The sequence below is a fragment of the Leisingera thetidis genome (assembly GCF_025857195.1).
Taxonomy (GTDB): Bacteria; Pseudomonadota; Alphaproteobacteria; order Rhodobacterales; family Rhodobacteraceae; genus Leisingera; species Leisingera thetidis.
In genome coordinates this window covers 1-16,389 of sequence record NZ_CP109791.1, presented here as the reverse complement: position 1 = coordinate 16,389, position 16,389 = coordinate 1, and the positions used below count along the sequence as shown (strand labels likewise).

The following is a 16,389-nucleotide window of genomic DNA, read 5'->3' as shown; positions in this document are numbered from 1 at the left end:
CACCCCTCCCCCGTACCGGTCAGTTGGCCGCCGACAGCCCGACGGTCAGCGTCTTGGCCGCCGCGGCATAATCCGGCGCTTCGCCCGCGATCAGGCTGGCGGCGCGGTAGGCCACGCTGTCGGCCACCGGCGCGCCGGAGCCGGTCTCCACCGCCTCGGCAATCCCGGTCAGCTCCGCCTCCAGCGCCGCCGCATCGCCGCCGCCGCCGCCGGCCATCGCCGCCAGCTCGTCGCGGATTTCCAGCAGCCGCCCGGTGGCCTCGTCCAGCGCGCCGTCATCGGGCCGGGTTTCCAGATAGGTGCGGATCGCCCAGGCCGCCTTCTGGCCCAGCAGCTCCCCGAAGGCCGGCATCTTGGTGATGCCGTTCTGGGTATAGCCGGTGCGGAACCGCTCCACATACCATTCGTCGCCGAATTCCTCGGCCTCCAGATAGCGCAGGTCCGGCGCCAGCCCGCCCGACACGCCGCCCAGCCCGTGGCAGCGGGCGCAGTTCTGGTTGTAGCCGCTGTCGCCGATATCGATCGCCGCCTGCCACACCTCCGGCCCCTGGCCGCGATAGGGGTTCTCGGTCAGCCATTCCTCGCCCGTGTCGGGCAGGGCATCGGTATTCATCGGCTGCGGCGCGACGTCTCCGTGGGCGTGGGCGGCGGCGGCAAAAGCGGCAAGGGCGGCAAGGCTGCGGGCCGCAAGGGGCAATCTGAACATGGTTTCCTCCCATGGGTTGGTGCTTGCCCCGACCATAGCCAACCGCCTGGCCGCCCCGATACGCGACTTAGGTTTTAGACCGGCCCGCTCCCCTACGACCTTGGTCCAATGGCCGCGGGCCCGGCGGCGGCAGTAGCCTTGCTGCATGCAACCACCAGCGGGCTTCCGATGCGCTTTCTGTTCACATTCCTCATCGCCCTCTGCCCCGCGGTTCCCGCCGCGGCCGCCGGCATCGAGGTGCCCGTCGTCTACCTGAAACAGCAGCAGCCGCAGCCGCCCACCCTGTCCAATCTCGACCCGCAGCCCAAGGATCTGGGCGAGGCCGGCGCCCGGCTGGGGCTGGCCGGCAACCTCACCACCGGCAGCTTCCTCGGCCACCGCTACAGCCTCGAGGTGGTCACGGTGCCGGAAGGCGGCGACTTTGCCGCGGCGGCCCGCGCCGCGCTGGCGCAGGCCGCGCTGCTCATACTCGACGCGCCGAAGCCGGCGCTGCTGGCCGCCGCCGACCTGCCCGAGGCGCAGGCGGCGCTGCTGTTCAATGCCGCCAGCTCCGACACCGGCCTGCGCAGCGCCGACTGCCGCGGCAACCTGCTGCACACGCTGCCCTCGGACCTGATGCGCAGCGACGCGCTGATGCAGTTCGCGCTGATGAAACGCTGGAGCGGCCTTGCGATGATCTCCGGCAGCCACCCGCAGGATCAGGCCTTTGCCGCCGCCCTGCGCCAGAGCGCGGCCAAGTTCGGGCTGAAGATCGGCGCGGAAACAACCTGGGCCTACGGCGCCGACATGCGCCGCAACGCCGCCCAGGAGATGCCGCTGCTGACCCAGGAGCTGGGCCGCCACGACCTGCTGCTGGTGGCGGATGAGCTGCAGGATTTCGCCCGCTACCTGCCCTACAACACCTGGCTGCCGCGCCCGGTGGCCGGCTCCGAGGGGCTGGTGCCGACGGCCTGGGCGCCGGTGGTGGAGCAATGGGGCGCGGCCCAGCTGCAATTGCGGTTCCAGGACCTTGCAGGCCGCAGGATGCAGGCGCGCGACTACGCCGCCTGGGCGGCCATGCGCAGCATCGGCGAGGCGGTGACCCGCACCAACTCCGCCGACGCCGCCGTCCTGCGCCGCTTCATGCTGTCGGAGGATTTCGAGCTGGCCGGCTTCAAGGGCCGCCCGCTCAGCTACCGCCGCTGGAACGGCCAGCTGCGCCAGCCGGTCCCGCTCGCCACCCCCCGCGCGCTGGCCGCGCAGGCGCCGCTGCCCGGCTTCCTGCACCAGCACAGCGAGCTTGACACCCTCGGCCTCGACGCCCCCGAAAGCAACTGCGGAGCCTTCCAATGACCCGTCCCGCCGGAACCCTGCCCGCCCTGGCGCTTGCCGCGCTGCTCGCCCCCGCGGCACCGCTCGCGGCCGCCGAAATCTGGGTCACCAACGAAAAGGACGACACCATCAGCGTGATCGACATCGCCACGCTGGAGGTGGTGCGCACCATCGAAACCGGCGAACGACCGCGCGGCATCACCTTTTCCAGGGATTATTCGCGGGTCTACGTCTGCGCCTCCGACAGCGACACGGTGCAGGTGCTGGATGCCGCCACCGGCGCCGTCCTGCACGAGCTGCCCTCGGGCGAGGACCCCGAGCAGTTCGTGCTGCACCCCAACGACCGCCACCTCTACATCGCCAACGAGGACGACGCCGTGACCACCGTGGTCGACACCGAAACCCGCAAGGTGATCGCCCAGATCAACGTCGGGATCGAGCCCGAGGGCATGGCCGTCTCGCCCGACGGCAGGATCGCCATCACCACGTCTGAGACCACCAACATGGCGCATTGGATCGACACCCAGACGCAGGAGCTGTTCGCCAACACGCTGGTCGATTCCCGCCCCCGCCACGCCGAGTTCACGGCCGGCGGCAGCGCGCTCTGGGTCTCCTCCGAGATCGGCGGCACCATCACCGTCTTCGACACCGCCACCCAGGCCGAAACCGGCAAGATCCGGTTCGAGGTCAAGGGCGTGCATCCCGACCGGGTGCAGCCGGTGGGGTTTGAATTCACCGCCGACGAAAAGACCGCCTTTGTCGCGCTGGGGCCGTCCAACCACGTCGCCGTGGTCAATGCCGAAACGCTGGAGGTGGAGGATTACATCCTGGTCGGCCGCCGGGTCTGGCACATGGCGTTTTCCCCCGACAAGTCGCTGCTGTTCACCACCAACGGCGTCTCCGGCGATGTCACCGTGATCGATGCCGCCCGGCGCAAGGCGCTGAAATCGATCAAGGTCGGCCGCTTCCCCTGGGGCGCGGCGCTGCGGCCCTGATCCCGGCCGCGCCCCGTATGCGCGGCGCATCATGACAGGAGGATCCCTGATGCTGAAATCCCGCCTACTCTCCGCGGCCCTGTGCCTGGCCCTGCCCGCCGCCGCCTTTGCCGATGGCGATGATGATCCGGGCAAGACCGGCCTCGGCCTCGCCGGGCTCCTGTCGGCTTCCAACAAGCAGGACCTGCCGCCGATCACCCTCTCGGCCGGAATGCCGCTGGCCGCGGCCCCCTGGGTGCTGCAATCCGGCACCTATTACGAGGTCGAAATCCACGGCGACGGCAGCCAGGAGCTGGCGCTGGCCGGCGCGGATTTCTTCCGCGCGGTCTGGATCGACGAAATCGTGGTCGAAGGGCTGGAAATCCGCCCGCTGGGCCTCGACAGCGTCGAATTCGACGAGGCGGGCGAGATGGAGATCGGCTTCATCGCGCTGAAACCCGGCAGCTACCACCTCAAGGTGCCCGGCTCCACCGGCACCACCCAGCTGCTGGAGATCACCATCCAATGACCGGCCTGCGCGTGGACAGCCTCAGCTATGCCTACGGCGCCCGAGAGGCACTGCGGGAGGTCAGCTTCCGCGTCGAGCCCGGCACCTTCTGCGCCCTGCTCGGCCCCAACGGGGCGGGCAAATCGACCCTGTTCGCGCTGCTCACCGGGCTGTTCACCGCGCCGCAGGGCCGCATCACGATTGCCGGCCACGACATGGCCCGCAGCCCGCGCAAGGCGCTGCGCCAGATGGGGGTGGTGTTCCAGCAGCCGACGCTGGACCTGGACCTGACGGTGCAGCGCAACCTCAGCTATTTTGCCGCCCTGCACGGGCTGCGCGGCGCCGCGGCCCAGCTGCGGATCGAGGCGGCGCTGGACCGGCTGGACATGCGCGAGCGGCTGGGCGAGCGGGTGCGCAGCCTCAACGGCGGCCACCGCCGCCGGCTGGAGATCGCCCGCAGCCTGATCCACCGCCCCAGGGTGCTGCTGCTGGACGAGCCGACGGCGGGGCTGGACGCGGCAACCCGGCAGGCGGTCACCGGCCATCTGCACGACCTGTCGCGCCGCCGCGGGCTGACGGTCCTGTGGGCCACCCATCTCACGGATGAGATCGAGGACGCCGACCAGCTGCTGATCCTGCACCGCGGGCGGCTGGCCGGGGACGGCACCGCCCGCCAGCTGCGCGGCGGGCTGGGGCTGGCCGATCACTACCTGACGCTGACGGGCGCGGCCGCGTGATGGCCTGGCTGCTGGCCCTGGCGGCGATCACCCGGCGCGAGGCGCTGCGCTTCACCGGCCAGCGCGGCCGCTTCATCGCGGCACTGGTGCGGCCGATGCTGTGGCTGGTGGTGTTTGCCGCGGGCTTCCGCGCCGCGCTCGGCCTGTCGATCACCCCGCCCTATGCCACCTACACCACCTACGAGGTCTATATCGTGCCCGGCCTCTGCGGCATGATCCTTCTGTTCAACGGCATGCAAAGCTCGCTGTCGATGGTTTATGACCGCGAGATGGGCTCGATGCGGCTCTTGCTGACCTGCCCGCTGCCGCGCTGGTGGCTGCTGGTCTGCCGCCTGCTGGCCGGCACCGGGATCTCGATCCTGCAGGTCTATGTGTTCCTGGCGCTGGCGGCGCTGTCCGGGATCCGCTTTGCCTGGTCCGGCTATGCCGCCGCGCTGCCCGCGCTGGTGCTGGCCGGGCTGATGCTGGGGGCGCTGGGGCTGGCGCTGTCCTCGGTGATCCGCCAGCTGGAGAATTTCGCCGGGGTGATGAACTTCGTGATCTTCCCAATGTTTTTCCTCTCCACCGCGCTCTACCCGCTGTGGAAGATGGCCGAAAGCTCGGCGCTGCTGCACCATATCTGCGCCTTCAACCCCTTCACCCACGCGGTCGAGCTGATCCGCTTCGCCCTTTATTCGCAGCTGAACCCCGCTGCCTTCCTGTGGGTGCTGCTGTCCGGGCTGGTCTGGCTGGGGCTGGCGGTCTGGGGCTATGACCCGGCCCGCGGTCTGCTCCGCAAGGCCGCAAAACCGGGCTGACCGCAGCCCCCCCTGCCCCGTGCCGTCGGTCCCAATTCTGGCGCAAGGCCCGGCTCGCAAGGCGCCGGGTCCGGCCGCGTGCCGCCTGCCCGTCCGGCCCCCGGCCCCGCCCCCGCTTACGACCATTGTGCAATACCGCCCGGCCGCCGCGGCTTGGATACTGTGGCAGGCCGGCAGCCCGCACCGGGCGGTGGCTGTTGCATATCCATTGAAAGGGAGGAGCCCAATGAACCGCTTCATCACGGCGGTCGCCACGGCGACCATGATGGCGGGCGTCAGCCACGCCGGGGTCACTGAGGACGATCTCAGGAACGATCAGGCCAACACGACCCAGGTGGTCACCAACGGGATGGGGAGGCACCTGCAGCGCTACAGCCCGCTGGACACCCTGAACAAGGACAACATCGCCAATCTGGTGCCCGCCTGGGCCTTCAGCCTCGGCGGCGAGAAACAGCGCGGCCAGGAAACCCAGCCGCTGATCTACGACGGCATCATGTACATCACCGGCTCCTACAGCCGGGTCTACGCCATCGACGTCAAGACCGGCCAGGAGATCTGGCAGTACGACGCCCGCCTGCCCGAGGGCATCCTGCCCTGCTGCGACGTGGTGAACCGCGGCGGCGCGATCTACGGCGACAGCTTCTATTTCGGCACCCTGGACGCCCGCATCGTGGCGCTGGATCTCAAGACCGGCGACGTCAAATGGCGCAAGAAGGTGGCCGACTACAAGGCCGGCTATTCGCTGACCGCCGCGCCGCTGATCGTCAACGGGCTGGTGATCACCGGCAACTCCGGCGGCGAATTCGGCATCGTCGGCGAGGTGCAGGCGCGTGACGCCGAAACCGGCGAGCTGGTCTGGACCCGGCCGGTGATCGAGGGCCACATGGGCACCTTCAAGGGCGAGGAAAGCACCATGACCGGCACCCTCAACGCGACCTGGCCCGGCGACATGTGGAAGACCGGCGGCGGCGCCACCTGGCTTGGCGGCTCCTATGACGCCGACACCGGCACGCTGATCTTCGGCGCGGGCAACCCGGCACCCTGGAACAGCCACCTGCGCAACGCCGGCACCCCGGTCGAGGGCAACGCCGGCGACAACCTCTATGCCGCCAGCCGCATCGGCATCGACCCCGCCACCGGCGAGATCAAATGGCACTTCCAGACCACCCCGCGCGAAGGCTGGGACTATGACGGCGTCAACGAGGTGGTGCCCTACACCGACCGCAGCGGCAACAAGCGCTACGGCACCGCCGACCGCAACGGCTTCTTCTACGTGCTGAACCGCGAGGACGGCAAATTCGTCAGCGCCGCCCCCTTCGTCAAGGACATCACCTGGGCCGAGGGCATCGACGAGACCGGCCGCCCGGTCTTCAACGAGGCCAACCGCCCCGGCAACCCCGCGGATGCGGCCAACGGCAACAAGGGCGAGGTGATCTTTGCCTCGCCGTCCTTCCTCGGCGGCAAGAACTGGATGCCGATGGCGTTTTCGCAGAACACCGGCAACTTCTATGTGCCCTCCAATGAATGGGGCATGGACATCTGGAACGAGCCGATCAGCTACAAGAAGGGCGCCGCCTACCTCGGCGCGGGCTTCACCATCAAGCCCAACTACGAGGACCACATCGGCAGTCTCAAGGCGATCGACCCCGACACCGGCGAGATCAAGTGGGAGTTCAAGAACGACGCGCCGCTGTGGGCCGGGGTGATGACCACCGCGGGCGGGCTGGTGTTCACCGGCACCCCCGAGGGCCGTTTCATCGCCTTTGACGACGAGACCGGCGAGGAGCTGTGGTCGTTCCAGACCGGCTCCGGCATCGTCGGCCAGCCGGTCACCTGGGAACAGGACGGCGAGCAGTATGTCTCGGTGATCTCCGGCTGGGGCGGCGCGGTGCCGCTGTGGGGCGGCGAGGTCGCCAAGAAGGTGAACTACCTGAACCAGGGCGGCATGGTCTGGACCTTCCGCCTGCCCCGCCAGCTGGCGCAGGCAGACTGATCCGGCCCGGCCCCGCGAAACAGGATCAGGCGCGCCTCCAACGGGGGCGCGCCTGTCCTATGCGACTTTAGGCGTATACCGCAGCGGCCGCCCGCTTGCTAAGCTGGCAGGCAAACAACAGCTTTGGTGCCGATATGCCGACACAGCCGGACACGCCGAAAACACCAGGGTTCCACGCGGCGCTGCTGGTGGATGACCACCCGCTGTTCTGCGATGCCCTGTCGATGACCCTGCAGGCGGTGGCCGCGATCAGCAGCATGCACACCGCGCCCGCGCTGCAGGCCGCACTCGACATGATCGCGGACGGCGTCCGCGCCGACCTGGTGGTGCTGGACCTGAACCTGCCCGACGTCAACGGGCTGGACGGGCTGCTGCGGCTGCGCAAGGTGACGGACTGCCCGATCCTGGTGGTCTCCTCGATGGCCGACAACCGCATCGTCAGCTCGGTGATCCACGCCGGCGCCAGCGGCTTCATTCCCAAGCACAGTCAGCGCGACGTGTTCCAGAAGGCGGTGGAGGCGATCAGCCAGGGCAAGGTGTTCCTGCCCGACGGCTATGTGCTGCTGGAGGACGGGGCGGAAAACACCGACGACGTGCTGCAGCGGCTGTCGCTGCTCACCAACCAGCAGGCGCGGATCCTGCAGCTGATCTGCGAAGGCAAGCTGAACAAGCAGATCGCCTATGAGCTGTCGATCGCCGAAACCACGGTCAAGGCCCATATCACCGCCATCATGCGCAAGCTGGGGGTGCAAAGCCGCACCCAGGCGGTTCTGGCCGCCAAGCAGGCGAGCTTTGCAAACGTCTTGCAAGACACGCCGCCGCCCGCCTAGTCTGGCGGGCAGCACTCGGGGAGGAGAAAACAGGATGGACCCTGCCACTGGTCCGTCGGGGAGGAACAGTGCCGCGTCTCAGGCCGTCCGCTCCGGCTCGGTCGATTGCCGGGCCGATGACGCGGTGGAACAGCTGGCGCAGGCGCTGCAGGCCGACGGCCTGGCGCTGGTGGTGCTGTTCCTGTCCCCCGGCACCGATGTTTCGCGGCTGATCGGCGAGGCGCAGCGCCGCTTCGCGCCCGCCCAGGTGGTCGGCTGCACCACCGCCGGAGAGATCTCCGCAGCCGGCTATGTCGAGGGCGAGATCGTCGCGGTCGGCTTTGCCCAGTCGCATTTCCAGACCCGCACCATCCTGATCGACGATCTCGGCAGCTTCAACCCGCACGAGGTGATCGAGCGGATGATCCGCAACCGCAGCCATATGGCGCAGGAGGCCGCGAAATGGACCTCCGAGTTCACCTTCCTGCTGGTCGACGGCCTCTCCACCAAGGAGGACGCGCTGACCTCGCAGCTGGCGGTCGGGCTGGGGCCGGTGGCCTTCTTCGGCGGCTCGGCCGGCGACGGCACGGATTTCGGCAAGACCTATGTGCTGCACGGCGGCCGCGCCCATTCCAATGCCGCCATCCTGATCCAGGTCCGCAGCCGCTGCCCGATCAAGGTGTTCAAGACCGACCACCTGATCCCCTCGCAGAAACGCATGGTGGTGACCGGCGCCGACCCGGCCCGGCGGGTGGTGCATGAAATAAACGCCGAACCCGCCGCCCGCGAATACGCCCGGGTGCTGGGCAAGGACCCCGAGCAGCTTACCGCCTTCACCTTTGCCGCCCACCCGGTCGCGGTGCAGTTCGGCGACCAGCACCATGTGCGCGCCATCCAGCGGGTCGCCGACAATGACGAGCTGGTGTTCTTCTCCGCCATCGACGAGGGCGTGGTGCTGACCCTGGCCGAGCCCGAGGACATGGTGGTCCACCTGAAGCGCGAGATGGCCGCTCTCAGCGCCTCCAGCCGCCCCGAGATCATCCTGGCCTGCGACTGCATCCTGCGGCGGCTGGAAGCGCAGCAGAAACAGGTCTCGCAGGAGATTTCATGCATCCTGCGCGATAACCGAGTGGTCGGATTTTCAACCTATGGGGAGCAGATCAACTCGATGCACGTCAACCAGACCCTGACCGGGGTGGCGATCTACCCTCCCGACGAGGGCTAGGCGATGGTGCATGAGCTGATCGACCCCCGCGACCCGCCGGAGCGGCAGAACCAGAAGCTGCTGAAGATCGTCGAGACCCTGATGCGCCGGGCCGAGCAAAGCTCGGAAGCCTCGGGCGAGGCCTATGCCCAGTTCCAGCGCGCGGTGATGCTGGAAGAGGAGGTGCGCCTGCGCACCCGCGAGCTGGAGCACGCGCTCGACCTGCTCAACGAGTCCAACGCGCGGCTGGCCCAGGCCAACGCCGAAACCGAGGCCGCCCGCGCCAACCTGGCCAATGCGATCGAGACGGTGCAGGAGGGCTTTGCCCTGTTCGACGCCCAGGACGCGCTGGTGATGTGCAACACCCGCTTCGGCAAGCACTTGGCCGATATCTATCATCTGCTGCGGCCGGGGCTGCAGTTTGCCGACTACGTCAACCTGGTGGCCACCAGCGCCCATCTGGCGCTGCCCGAGGGCGAGACCGCGGCCGGCTGGGAGGCCTACCGCCTCGCCCGCCACAAGGACGACCACGCGGTGTTCAACGTGATGATGGCCGGCAGCAGCTGGCTGCAGGTCAGCGAGCACCGCACCCCGGACGGCGGCACCGTGATCCTGCAGACCGACATCACCGACATGATGCGGCTGGAGCGGCAGGAGCGCGACCGGCTGCTGGACGACCAGTCGCGGGTCATCAAGGCGACGCTCGAGCATCTCGATCAGGGCGTCTGCATCTTTGACGCCAAAAACCGGCTGGTCGGCTGGAACCGCCGCGCCGGTGTGCTGCTGTCGGTGCCCGCGGGCCGGTTCCAGCTCGGCATGTCTTTCGCCTCCCTCTACCGCCACGTCGAGGACAGCATCCGCATCCTCGGCGGCACCGGGCCGGAGCAGATCGGCGAATGGGTCGCCAGCACCGCCAAGCGCGCACCGCTGTCGTTCGAGATCGGCCTTGGCCGCGACCGCGTCCTGGCGGTCTTTGCCCAGCAGATGCCGGACAAGGGCTTTGTCATCAGCTTCACCGATGTCACCGCCGAACGCGCCGCGGTGCGCACCATCTCGCAGGTCAACGAAACGCTGGAGCAGCGGGTGGCCGAGCGGACGCTGGAACTGGAGGACGCGCTGTCCGAGGCCGAGCGCGCCAATGCCTCCAAGTCCCGCTTTGTCGCCGCCGCCAGCCACGACCTGCTGCAGCCGCTCTCTGCCGCCAAGCTTTATGTCGGATCTCTGGAGAACGACCTGCGGGACGCGGGGCTGCGGGACCGGGCGGGCAAGGCCGGCAACGCGCTGGTCGCGGTGGAGCGCATCCTCGGCGCCCTGCTCGACATTTCCAAGCTCGATTCCGGTCTCGCCGCCATCGACCTCACCCCGATCAGCCTCGGCGCCCTGCTGGACCAGCTGAAGGACGAGCTGGAGCCGGTGGCCCGGCTCAAGGGGCTCGATTTCCGGGTGGTGCGCAGCAGCGCGGTAGTGGAAAGCGACGCCGCTTACCTGCGCCGGATCCTGCAGAACCTCGCCTCCAACGCGGTGCGCTACACCACCTGCGGCAAGGTGCTGATCGGGGTGCGGCGGCGGCGCGGCCGGGTGCTGCTGGAGGTCCGCGACACCGGCCCCGGCATCGCGCCGGAACATCAGGACAGCGTGTTCCAGGAATTCCAGCGCCTGAACGCCAAGGCCAGCCCCGCCGACGGCATGGGGCTGGGGCTCGCCATCGTCGAACGCGCCTGCCGCCTGCTGAAACACCCGCTGGACCTCGCCTCCGAGGTCGGGCGCGGCACCTGCTTCTCTGTCGAGCTGCCGCTGAGCACCGCCGCCCGCGCCCCTGCCCCGCTGCCCGAACCGCGCTCCGGCGCCGAGGTCTCTTTCGAGCACCGGATCGCGGTGCTGATCGAAAACGACGCCGACCTGCGCGCGGCGCTGGAGATCACCCTGGACAGCTGGGGCCTGAACGTGCTGCCCTGCGCCGGCTGCGCCGAGGCGCAGGCCCTGCTGGAGGAAATCGACATCGCCCCGGATGTCATCATCGCCGACTACCAGCTCGACGACGGCGCGCTGGGGACCGATGCCATTGCCGCGCTCAGGGCGCGGCACGGCCCGGTGCCCGCCTGTCTGGTCACCGCCAACCGCTCGCCCGATCTGGCGGCGGCCTGCGCCGGGCTGAACGCCGCCCTGCTGCACAAGCCGATCGACACCTGCGAGCTGCGCAGCTTCCTGCTGCGCGCCCTGACCTGAGCGCCGGGCGGCAGACTAGCGCAGGCAGACGTCCGAGCGGGTCAGGAACCTGCGGCCGCTGCCGTTCTCCAGCGAGAACATGCCGCCGATGCCGTCAATCGCGTCGATCACCAGATCGGTGTGCTGCCAGCGCGCGTACTGATCGCCGTTCATGTAGAACGGCACGCCGCCGATCTCGCCCACCAGCACATCGCTGCCGCCGGTGATGTAATCGCCCTGCTGAAAGCACATCGGCGCCGACCCGTCGCAGCAGCCGCCGGACTGGTGGAACAGCAGATCCGGCCCGAACCGCGCCTTCAGCTCCCCGATCAGGCGCAGCGCCGCTGCCGTCGCCGTCACCTGCATTTTCTGTGCGTCTGTCATCGCGCCCTCCTGCGGCTTTGCATAAAAGACGGCCCCGGAAGATCCGGGGCCAGTCGCGGGGAGAGGGCTGCTCAGAAGAAGCCCAGGGCATCGGGGCTGTAGCTGACCAGCAGGTTCTTGGTCTGGCGGTAATGGTCCAGCATCATCTTGTGGTTTTCCCGGCCGATGCCCGACTGCTTGTAGCCGCCAAAGGCCGCATGCGCCGGATAGGCGTGGTAGCAGTTGGTCCAGACCCGGCCCGCCTGAATGTCGCGGCCGAACCGGAAGGCGCGGTTGGTGTCGCGGGTCCACACCCCGGCGCCGAGGCCATAGAGCGTGTCATTGGCGATCTCCAGCGCCTCGGCGTCGTCCTTGAAGGTGGTCACCGACAGCACCGGCCCGAAGATCTCCTCCTGGAAGATGCGCATCTTGTTGTGGCCCCGGAACACCGTCGGCTCGATGTAGTTGCCGCCCTCCAGCCCGGCCAAGGCCGAGACATGGCCGCCGGTCAGCAACTCCGCCCCCTCGTCCTTGCCCAGTTGCAGGTAGGAGGCGATCTTCTCCTTCTGCTCGGCCGAGGCCTGGGCGCCGATCATCGTGTCCATCGACAACGGGTTGCCCTGCTTCACCGCCTTCACCCGCTCAATCGCGCGGGCCATGAAATCGTCATAGATCGACTCCTGGATCAGGGCGCGGCTGGGGCAGGTGCAGACCTCGCCCTGGTTCAGGGCAAACATGGTGAAGCCTTCAAGGCATTTGTCGAAATAGGCGTCATCGGCCCGCATCACGTCCTCGAAGAAGATGTTGGGCGACTTGCCGCCCAGCTCCAGCGTGACCGGGATCAGGTTCTGGCTGGCATATTGCATGATCAGCCGCCCGGTGGTGGTCTCGCCGGTAAAGGCGATCTTGGCGATCCGGTTCGAGGACGCCAGCGGCTTGCCCGCCTCCAGCCCGAAGCCGTTGACGATGTTGAGCACCCCCGCAGGCAGCACATCGGCAATCAGCTCCGCCAGCACCAGGATCGAGGCCGGGGTCTGCTCCGCCGGTTTCAGCACCACGCAATTGCCCGCCGCCAGCGCCGGCGCCAGCTTCCACACCGCCATCAGCAGCGGGAAGTTCCACGGGATGATCTGCCCGACCACGCCCAGCGGTTCCGGGATGTGATAGGCATAGGTATTGGCGTCGATTTCCGAGACATGGCCCTCCTCGGCGCGGATGCAGCCGGCGAAATAGCGCCAGTGATCGACGCACAGCGCGAGGTCCGCAGCGATCGACTCGCGGATCGGCTTGCCGTTGTCGAGCGTCTCGGCGGCGGCCAGCAGCTGGGTGTTCGCCTCCATGATATCGGCGATCTTCAGCAGCATGTTGGCGCGTTCGGTGGTCGAGGTCCTGCCCCAGGCCGGGAAGGCCGCATGGGCGGCATCCAGCGCCGCCTCGACGTCCTCGGCGTTTGAGCGCGCAACCTCGCAGATCACGTCGCCGGTGATCGGGGTGGTGTTCTCGAAATACTGGCCCGAGCGCGGCTCGGTGAATGCACCGTTGATGAAGTTGCCGTAGCGCGGCCTGAACGGAAATTCGACGCCCAGATGGGCCGTGTCCAATGCGGCATTTGCCAGCCCGTTTGTGTGGATGTTCATGCCATTCCTCCCAAGAATTTTTCCAAGAACTGCAGCGATTCCCAAGGTCCATGCTCCTGATTTTGCAGGCACCCGGTCCGGTGCTGCCTTCAGGCTTAGAGCATCGGCGGAACTGGCGGTATTCGACCAAAGTCCCTGCCGCATCGGGGCGGTTTTGCCGGGGATGGGACGGGATTTGACATCTGCTGCAAGAGGTTAGGGCGGAGAACGCGGAAGAGAGGCTGGGGGTTTCTCTGCGAAACCTGCCATTTCCGGCTGCCGGGCGGCGCAGTCGCCGCAGGGTTTCGCTGCGAAACCGGCGGCTCGGCGCATGTCCCGGCGGCTGTTTTTCAGGGCAGGTTCTCAGTGCCGGACCGGGCCGTCCCGGCAACGCGCACCCTGCCCCTCCCGCCGTGCGGCTGCGGCGCGCCTCCATCCGGCTGGCGCCCGGGTTTCGCAGCGAAACCTGCAGGCTTGGACCCGTCTCTGCGCAGCAGTCTTGCGGGTTCCGGCTCTGCTGCCCCTGCCCTTCGCCGCCCGGCTGCTGCCTCTGCCTTTGCGCGGTTTCGCAGCGAAACCTGCGCCGCCCATTGGCCGCTAGGGCATAGAAAAACCCCCGGCCCTTCAGACCGGGGGTTTCGCTGCGAAACCTCTGCCGGGCGGCGTTGCGGTTCAGCGCGGCTCCAGCAGATGCCGCACGTTGTCCATCACCGCGTCCACCAGCTCGGAGGTGACATTGGCGCCGTGGAAGCGGATGGCATAGCCGCCGGGGCCGTATTCGCGCTCGATCGAGATGCCGTTGGCCACCCGGGTGCGGCGGCTCTTCTCGAGTTTCTGCACGGTCCTGGGACGGCCGCCGCGGCTGGGATCCTGCGGCGCGCCTTCGGACTGCTCGATGAACTGCAGCATCGCGTCCCATTCCTCGGCCGCCGAGCGCGCGCCGGCCTGCTCCAGCGCGGCGCGGATCGGCTCGCCCGCGCCCGCCCGCAGCGCCGCCGCCAGCCGCAGGCACTGGCGCTCGTTGAGGCCGGTGGCATAGGCCAGCATGTCGCCCAGCTCCTCGTGGATCAGCGCAAAGGAGCGGATCTTGGACCGTTTCGCCTTGGAGGCATTCTGGAACAGCTCCGCCACCGCCTCGTCAACGGTCTGGAACACGCCGTCATGCACCGCCGAGGCCGCCGCCCGGCCGCGCTCGTACTGGCTGAGGCCGGAGCGGATCTCGTTCTCCTCGATCATCGCCACCAGCGCGTTGGCGATGCTGCCCGGTTCGCGGACAAAGGCCGGGATGGTCTGGAACCGCTCGCCGCCGCTGATCGCGTTGAGGCGGCGCACCGCGGTCAGGCGGCGGTAGCCGGAAACCAGCGCAAACCGGCCGGCATCATCGGGGTTCAGCGGCCGGAACACCTCGATCGGCAGCCGCAGGCCGTTGGCCGAGATCGAGGCCATCAGCTCCTGCATTTCCTCTTCGTCCATCACGATGCGGTCGCGGTTCAGCGCATCGGCGGTGATGTCCTCGACCGGCAGCTCGAGTGCCACCAGGCCCTTGTCCTCGGCGGCGCGCAGGCGGGCGGCGTCGGCGCGGTCGCGGGCGGTTGCCTCGCGGTCGGCCTGGGGCAGGGGATCGGCGTGGCGGGCGGCATCGGCCACCACATCGGCAATCGGCGGGCGCAGGCCCGGGCTGCGGGCGAGGTCGCGGTCAATGCCGGCCTCGATTTCCTTCAGGGCCTCGGCCGAAGGGGTTTCAAGCTGTCTGCGCCTGGCCATCTGCTGTCTCCTCTTGCTGGGATTGCGGCTGCTGCTGCATCTGCTGATCGCGCCACCAGCTGCCGATCAGAAGCTCCTTGAATTCCGCATAGGTGCGGTCGAACACCTCGCGGCCGCGGGTGTAGGTCTCGCGGTTGAAGTTGCGGTAGTCCGCCTCGTAGATGCCGGAAACGCTCTCGCCGGCCTGGCCGACCAGGGCGGTGTAATCCTGCCGGTAGGCGTTCATCATGTCGCCGAAATAGGCCTGGATCACATTGGCCAGATCGGTCTGCTGGCTGGCGTCGAAGCGGGTGATCAGGGCCCGCACCACGTCCCATTCGAACTTCATCTCCGGCAGGCCGGCGCGGCGGCGGCCGGCGTTCTCGCCGTCCTCGATCGAGGCGAAGGTGGAATAGAGCATGTCGAAAAACCGCCCCGTCGAGTCGAACTCGAGGAAGGAGGCCCCCAAGGGCACCATCAGGATGTCGGCGGCGGCCAGCGCGTTGATGGTGAGGTAGCCAAGCGCTGGGGGGGTATCGAGCATGATGATGTCGTAATCATCCAGCGCGCCGCCCTGGTCCAGCGCGTTGGTCAGCGCGTCCCACAACGCCCAATTGCGCAGCCCCATGCGCCAGACCGGGATCTGGAATTCCGCCCAGTAGAGATTCAGCTGGGCGCCAATGAGGTCGATGTTGGGCCAGTGGGTCTTCTGCACCACGTTTCGCAGCGAAACCTGCCGCGCCTCGGTCAGGGTCTCATCCAGCGGAATAGAGTCTGATCCGGAGGCGGCGCGGACCTTGTTCTCGGCCTCCACCGCCTCGGCGTAGTCGCGGGCGAGCAGGGGGAAGACGGTCTGCCATTCATCCGCCACCTGGCCGCCCAGGATCGAGGTCATCGAGCCCTGGCTGTCCAGATCGATTACCAGCACCTTATAGCCGTCGAGCGCTGCCGACATCGCCAGATGCGCGGCGGTGGAGGTCTTGCCGACGCCGCCCTTGAAGTTGGCCACGGCGACCACCTTGGCCGGCAGGCTCTCGGGGCGGTAGGGGCGGTATTCCTTGGTGCTGATGCCTTCGGAGGCGAAATGATCGCGCAGCTTCAGCACTTCCTCCAGGGTGAACCAGCGCGAGCCGCTGGCGCCTTCGCCCTGGGGCAGGTCCGGGTGCTTGTTCAGCACCCGGCGCAGATGCGCGGGCGCGACCGGGATCAGGTAGCGGCAGACCTCCCAGGTGGAGAATTTGCGCAGCCGTTTGCGCCCGTCCGGCGCGTAGCCCCGCTTGGCCAGATCATCGCGGCCCCGGCCTGCAAACGCCGCGGCCTTGGCGAATCTGGCGGTATCCACCAGCGGGCCGAGTTTGGCTGCTGCCGCTTCCGGGTCGAGGTTGAAATAAGGGGGCAGGGGAGTGTCAGGTTTTTTTGCCAT

The 16,389-nt window shown here is 68.2% G+C and carries 14 protein-coding genes; 9 read left to right on the top strand and 5 right to left on the bottom strand.

Going from position 1 to position 16,389, the window contains the following annotated elements; genetic code table 11:
- Window positions 1–19 precede the first annotated feature (19 nt).
- Entirely contained in the window at window positions 20–706 is a 687-nt protein-coding gene (gene pedF, locus OKQ63_RS24475; protein ID WP_264214598.1) for a cytochrome c-550 PedF, read from the bottom strand.
- 168 nt (window positions 707–874) lie between these two features.
- On the opposite strand from pedF, the gene OKQ63_RS24470 reads away from it, so the two are divergent.
- The 9 genes from OKQ63_RS24470 (at window position 875) to OKQ63_RS24430 (ending at window position 11,265) form a co-directional block, all read left to right on the top strand.
- Complete coding sequence (locus tag OKQ63_RS24470) at window positions 875–2,038, top strand: ABC transporter substrate-binding protein (protein ID WP_264214597.1); 1,164 nt, start codon at window positions 875–877, stop codon at window positions 2,036–2,038.
- Window positions 2,035–3,012, top strand: a complete 978-nt coding sequence (locus OKQ63_RS24465; protein ID WP_264214596.1) for a YVTN family beta-propeller repeat protein — start codon at window positions 2,035–2,037, stop codon at window positions 3,010–3,012. The genes OKQ63_RS24470 and OKQ63_RS24465 overlap by 4 nt, the downstream gene beginning before the upstream one ends.
- Window positions 3,013–3,061: 49 nt before the next feature.
- On the top strand, window positions 3,062–3,520 hold the full coding sequence (locus OKQ63_RS24460) for a cupredoxin domain-containing protein (RefSeq protein ID WP_264214595.1): 459 nt from the start codon (window positions 3,062–3,064) through the stop codon (window positions 3,518–3,520).
- Complete coding sequence (locus OKQ63_RS24455; RefSeq protein WP_264214594.1) at window positions 3,517–4,236, top strand: ABC transporter ATP-binding protein; 720 nt, start codon at window positions 3,517–3,519, stop codon at window positions 4,234–4,236. The genes OKQ63_RS24460 and OKQ63_RS24455 overlap by 4 nt, the downstream gene beginning before the upstream one ends.
- The gene (locus tag OKQ63_RS24450) at window positions 4,236–5,033 is read left to right on the top strand and encodes an ABC transporter permease (protein WP_264214593.1); all 798 of its coding nucleotides are present in this window, start codon (window positions 4,236–4,238) and stop codon (window positions 5,031–5,033) included. The genes OKQ63_RS24455 and OKQ63_RS24450 overlap by 1 nt, the downstream gene beginning before the upstream one ends.
- Window positions 5,034–5,259: 226 nt before the next feature.
- Window positions 5,260–7,026 carry a PQQ-dependent methanol/ethanol family dehydrogenase gene (locus OKQ63_RS24445; RefSeq protein WP_264214592.1) on the top strand — a complete coding sequence of 589 codons (1,767 nt, stop codon included), beginning with the start codon at window positions 5,260–5,262 and terminating at the stop codon, window positions 7,024–7,026.
- Between the two features lie 134 nt (window positions 7,027–7,160).
- Window positions 7,161–7,856, top strand: a complete 696-nt coding sequence (locus OKQ63_RS24440) for a LuxR C-terminal-related transcriptional regulator (RefSeq protein ID WP_264214591.1) — start codon at window positions 7,161–7,163, stop codon at window positions 7,854–7,856.
- Window positions 7,857–7,890: 34 nt separating this feature from the next.
- Complete coding sequence (locus tag OKQ63_RS24435; protein ID WP_264214590.1) at window positions 7,891–9,060, top strand: FIST N-terminal domain-containing protein; 1,170 nt, start codon at window positions 7,891–7,893, stop codon at window positions 9,058–9,060.
- A 3-nt stretch (window positions 9,061–9,063) separates the two neighbouring features.
- Complete coding sequence (locus OKQ63_RS24430; RefSeq protein WP_264214589.1) at window positions 9,064–11,265, top strand: hybrid sensor histidine kinase/response regulator; 2,202 nt, start codon at window positions 9,064–9,066, stop codon at window positions 11,263–11,265.
- 15 nt (window positions 11,266–11,280) lie between these two features.
- On the opposite strand, the gene OKQ63_RS24425 is transcribed toward OKQ63_RS24430, so the two are convergent.
- From OKQ63_RS24425 to OKQ63_RS24410, 4 genes are all read right to left on the bottom strand, one after another.
- Window positions 11,281–11,628, bottom strand: a complete 348-nt coding sequence (locus OKQ63_RS24425) for a DUF779 domain-containing protein (protein ID WP_264214588.1) — start codon at window positions 11,626–11,628, stop codon at window positions 11,281–11,283.
- A 71-nt stretch (window positions 11,629–11,699) separates the two neighbouring features.
- The gene (gene adh / locus OKQ63_RS24420) at window positions 11,700–13,244 is read right to left on the bottom strand and encodes an aldehyde dehydrogenase (RefSeq protein ID WP_264214587.1); all 1,545 of its coding nucleotides are present in this window, start codon (window positions 13,242–13,244) and stop codon (window positions 11,700–11,702) included.
- A 651-nt stretch (window positions 13,245–13,895) separates the two neighbouring features.
- Window positions 13,896–14,987, bottom strand: a complete 1,092-nt coding sequence (locus OKQ63_RS24415) for a ParB/RepB/Spo0J family partition protein (protein WP_264214586.1) — start codon at window positions 14,985–14,987, stop codon at window positions 13,896–13,898.
- Window positions 14,965–16,389, bottom strand: a complete 1,425-nt coding sequence (locus OKQ63_RS24410; RefSeq protein ID WP_264214585.1) for an AAA family ATPase — start codon at window positions 16,387–16,389, stop codon at window positions 14,965–14,967. The genes OKQ63_RS24415 and OKQ63_RS24410 overlap by 23 nt, the downstream gene beginning before the upstream one ends.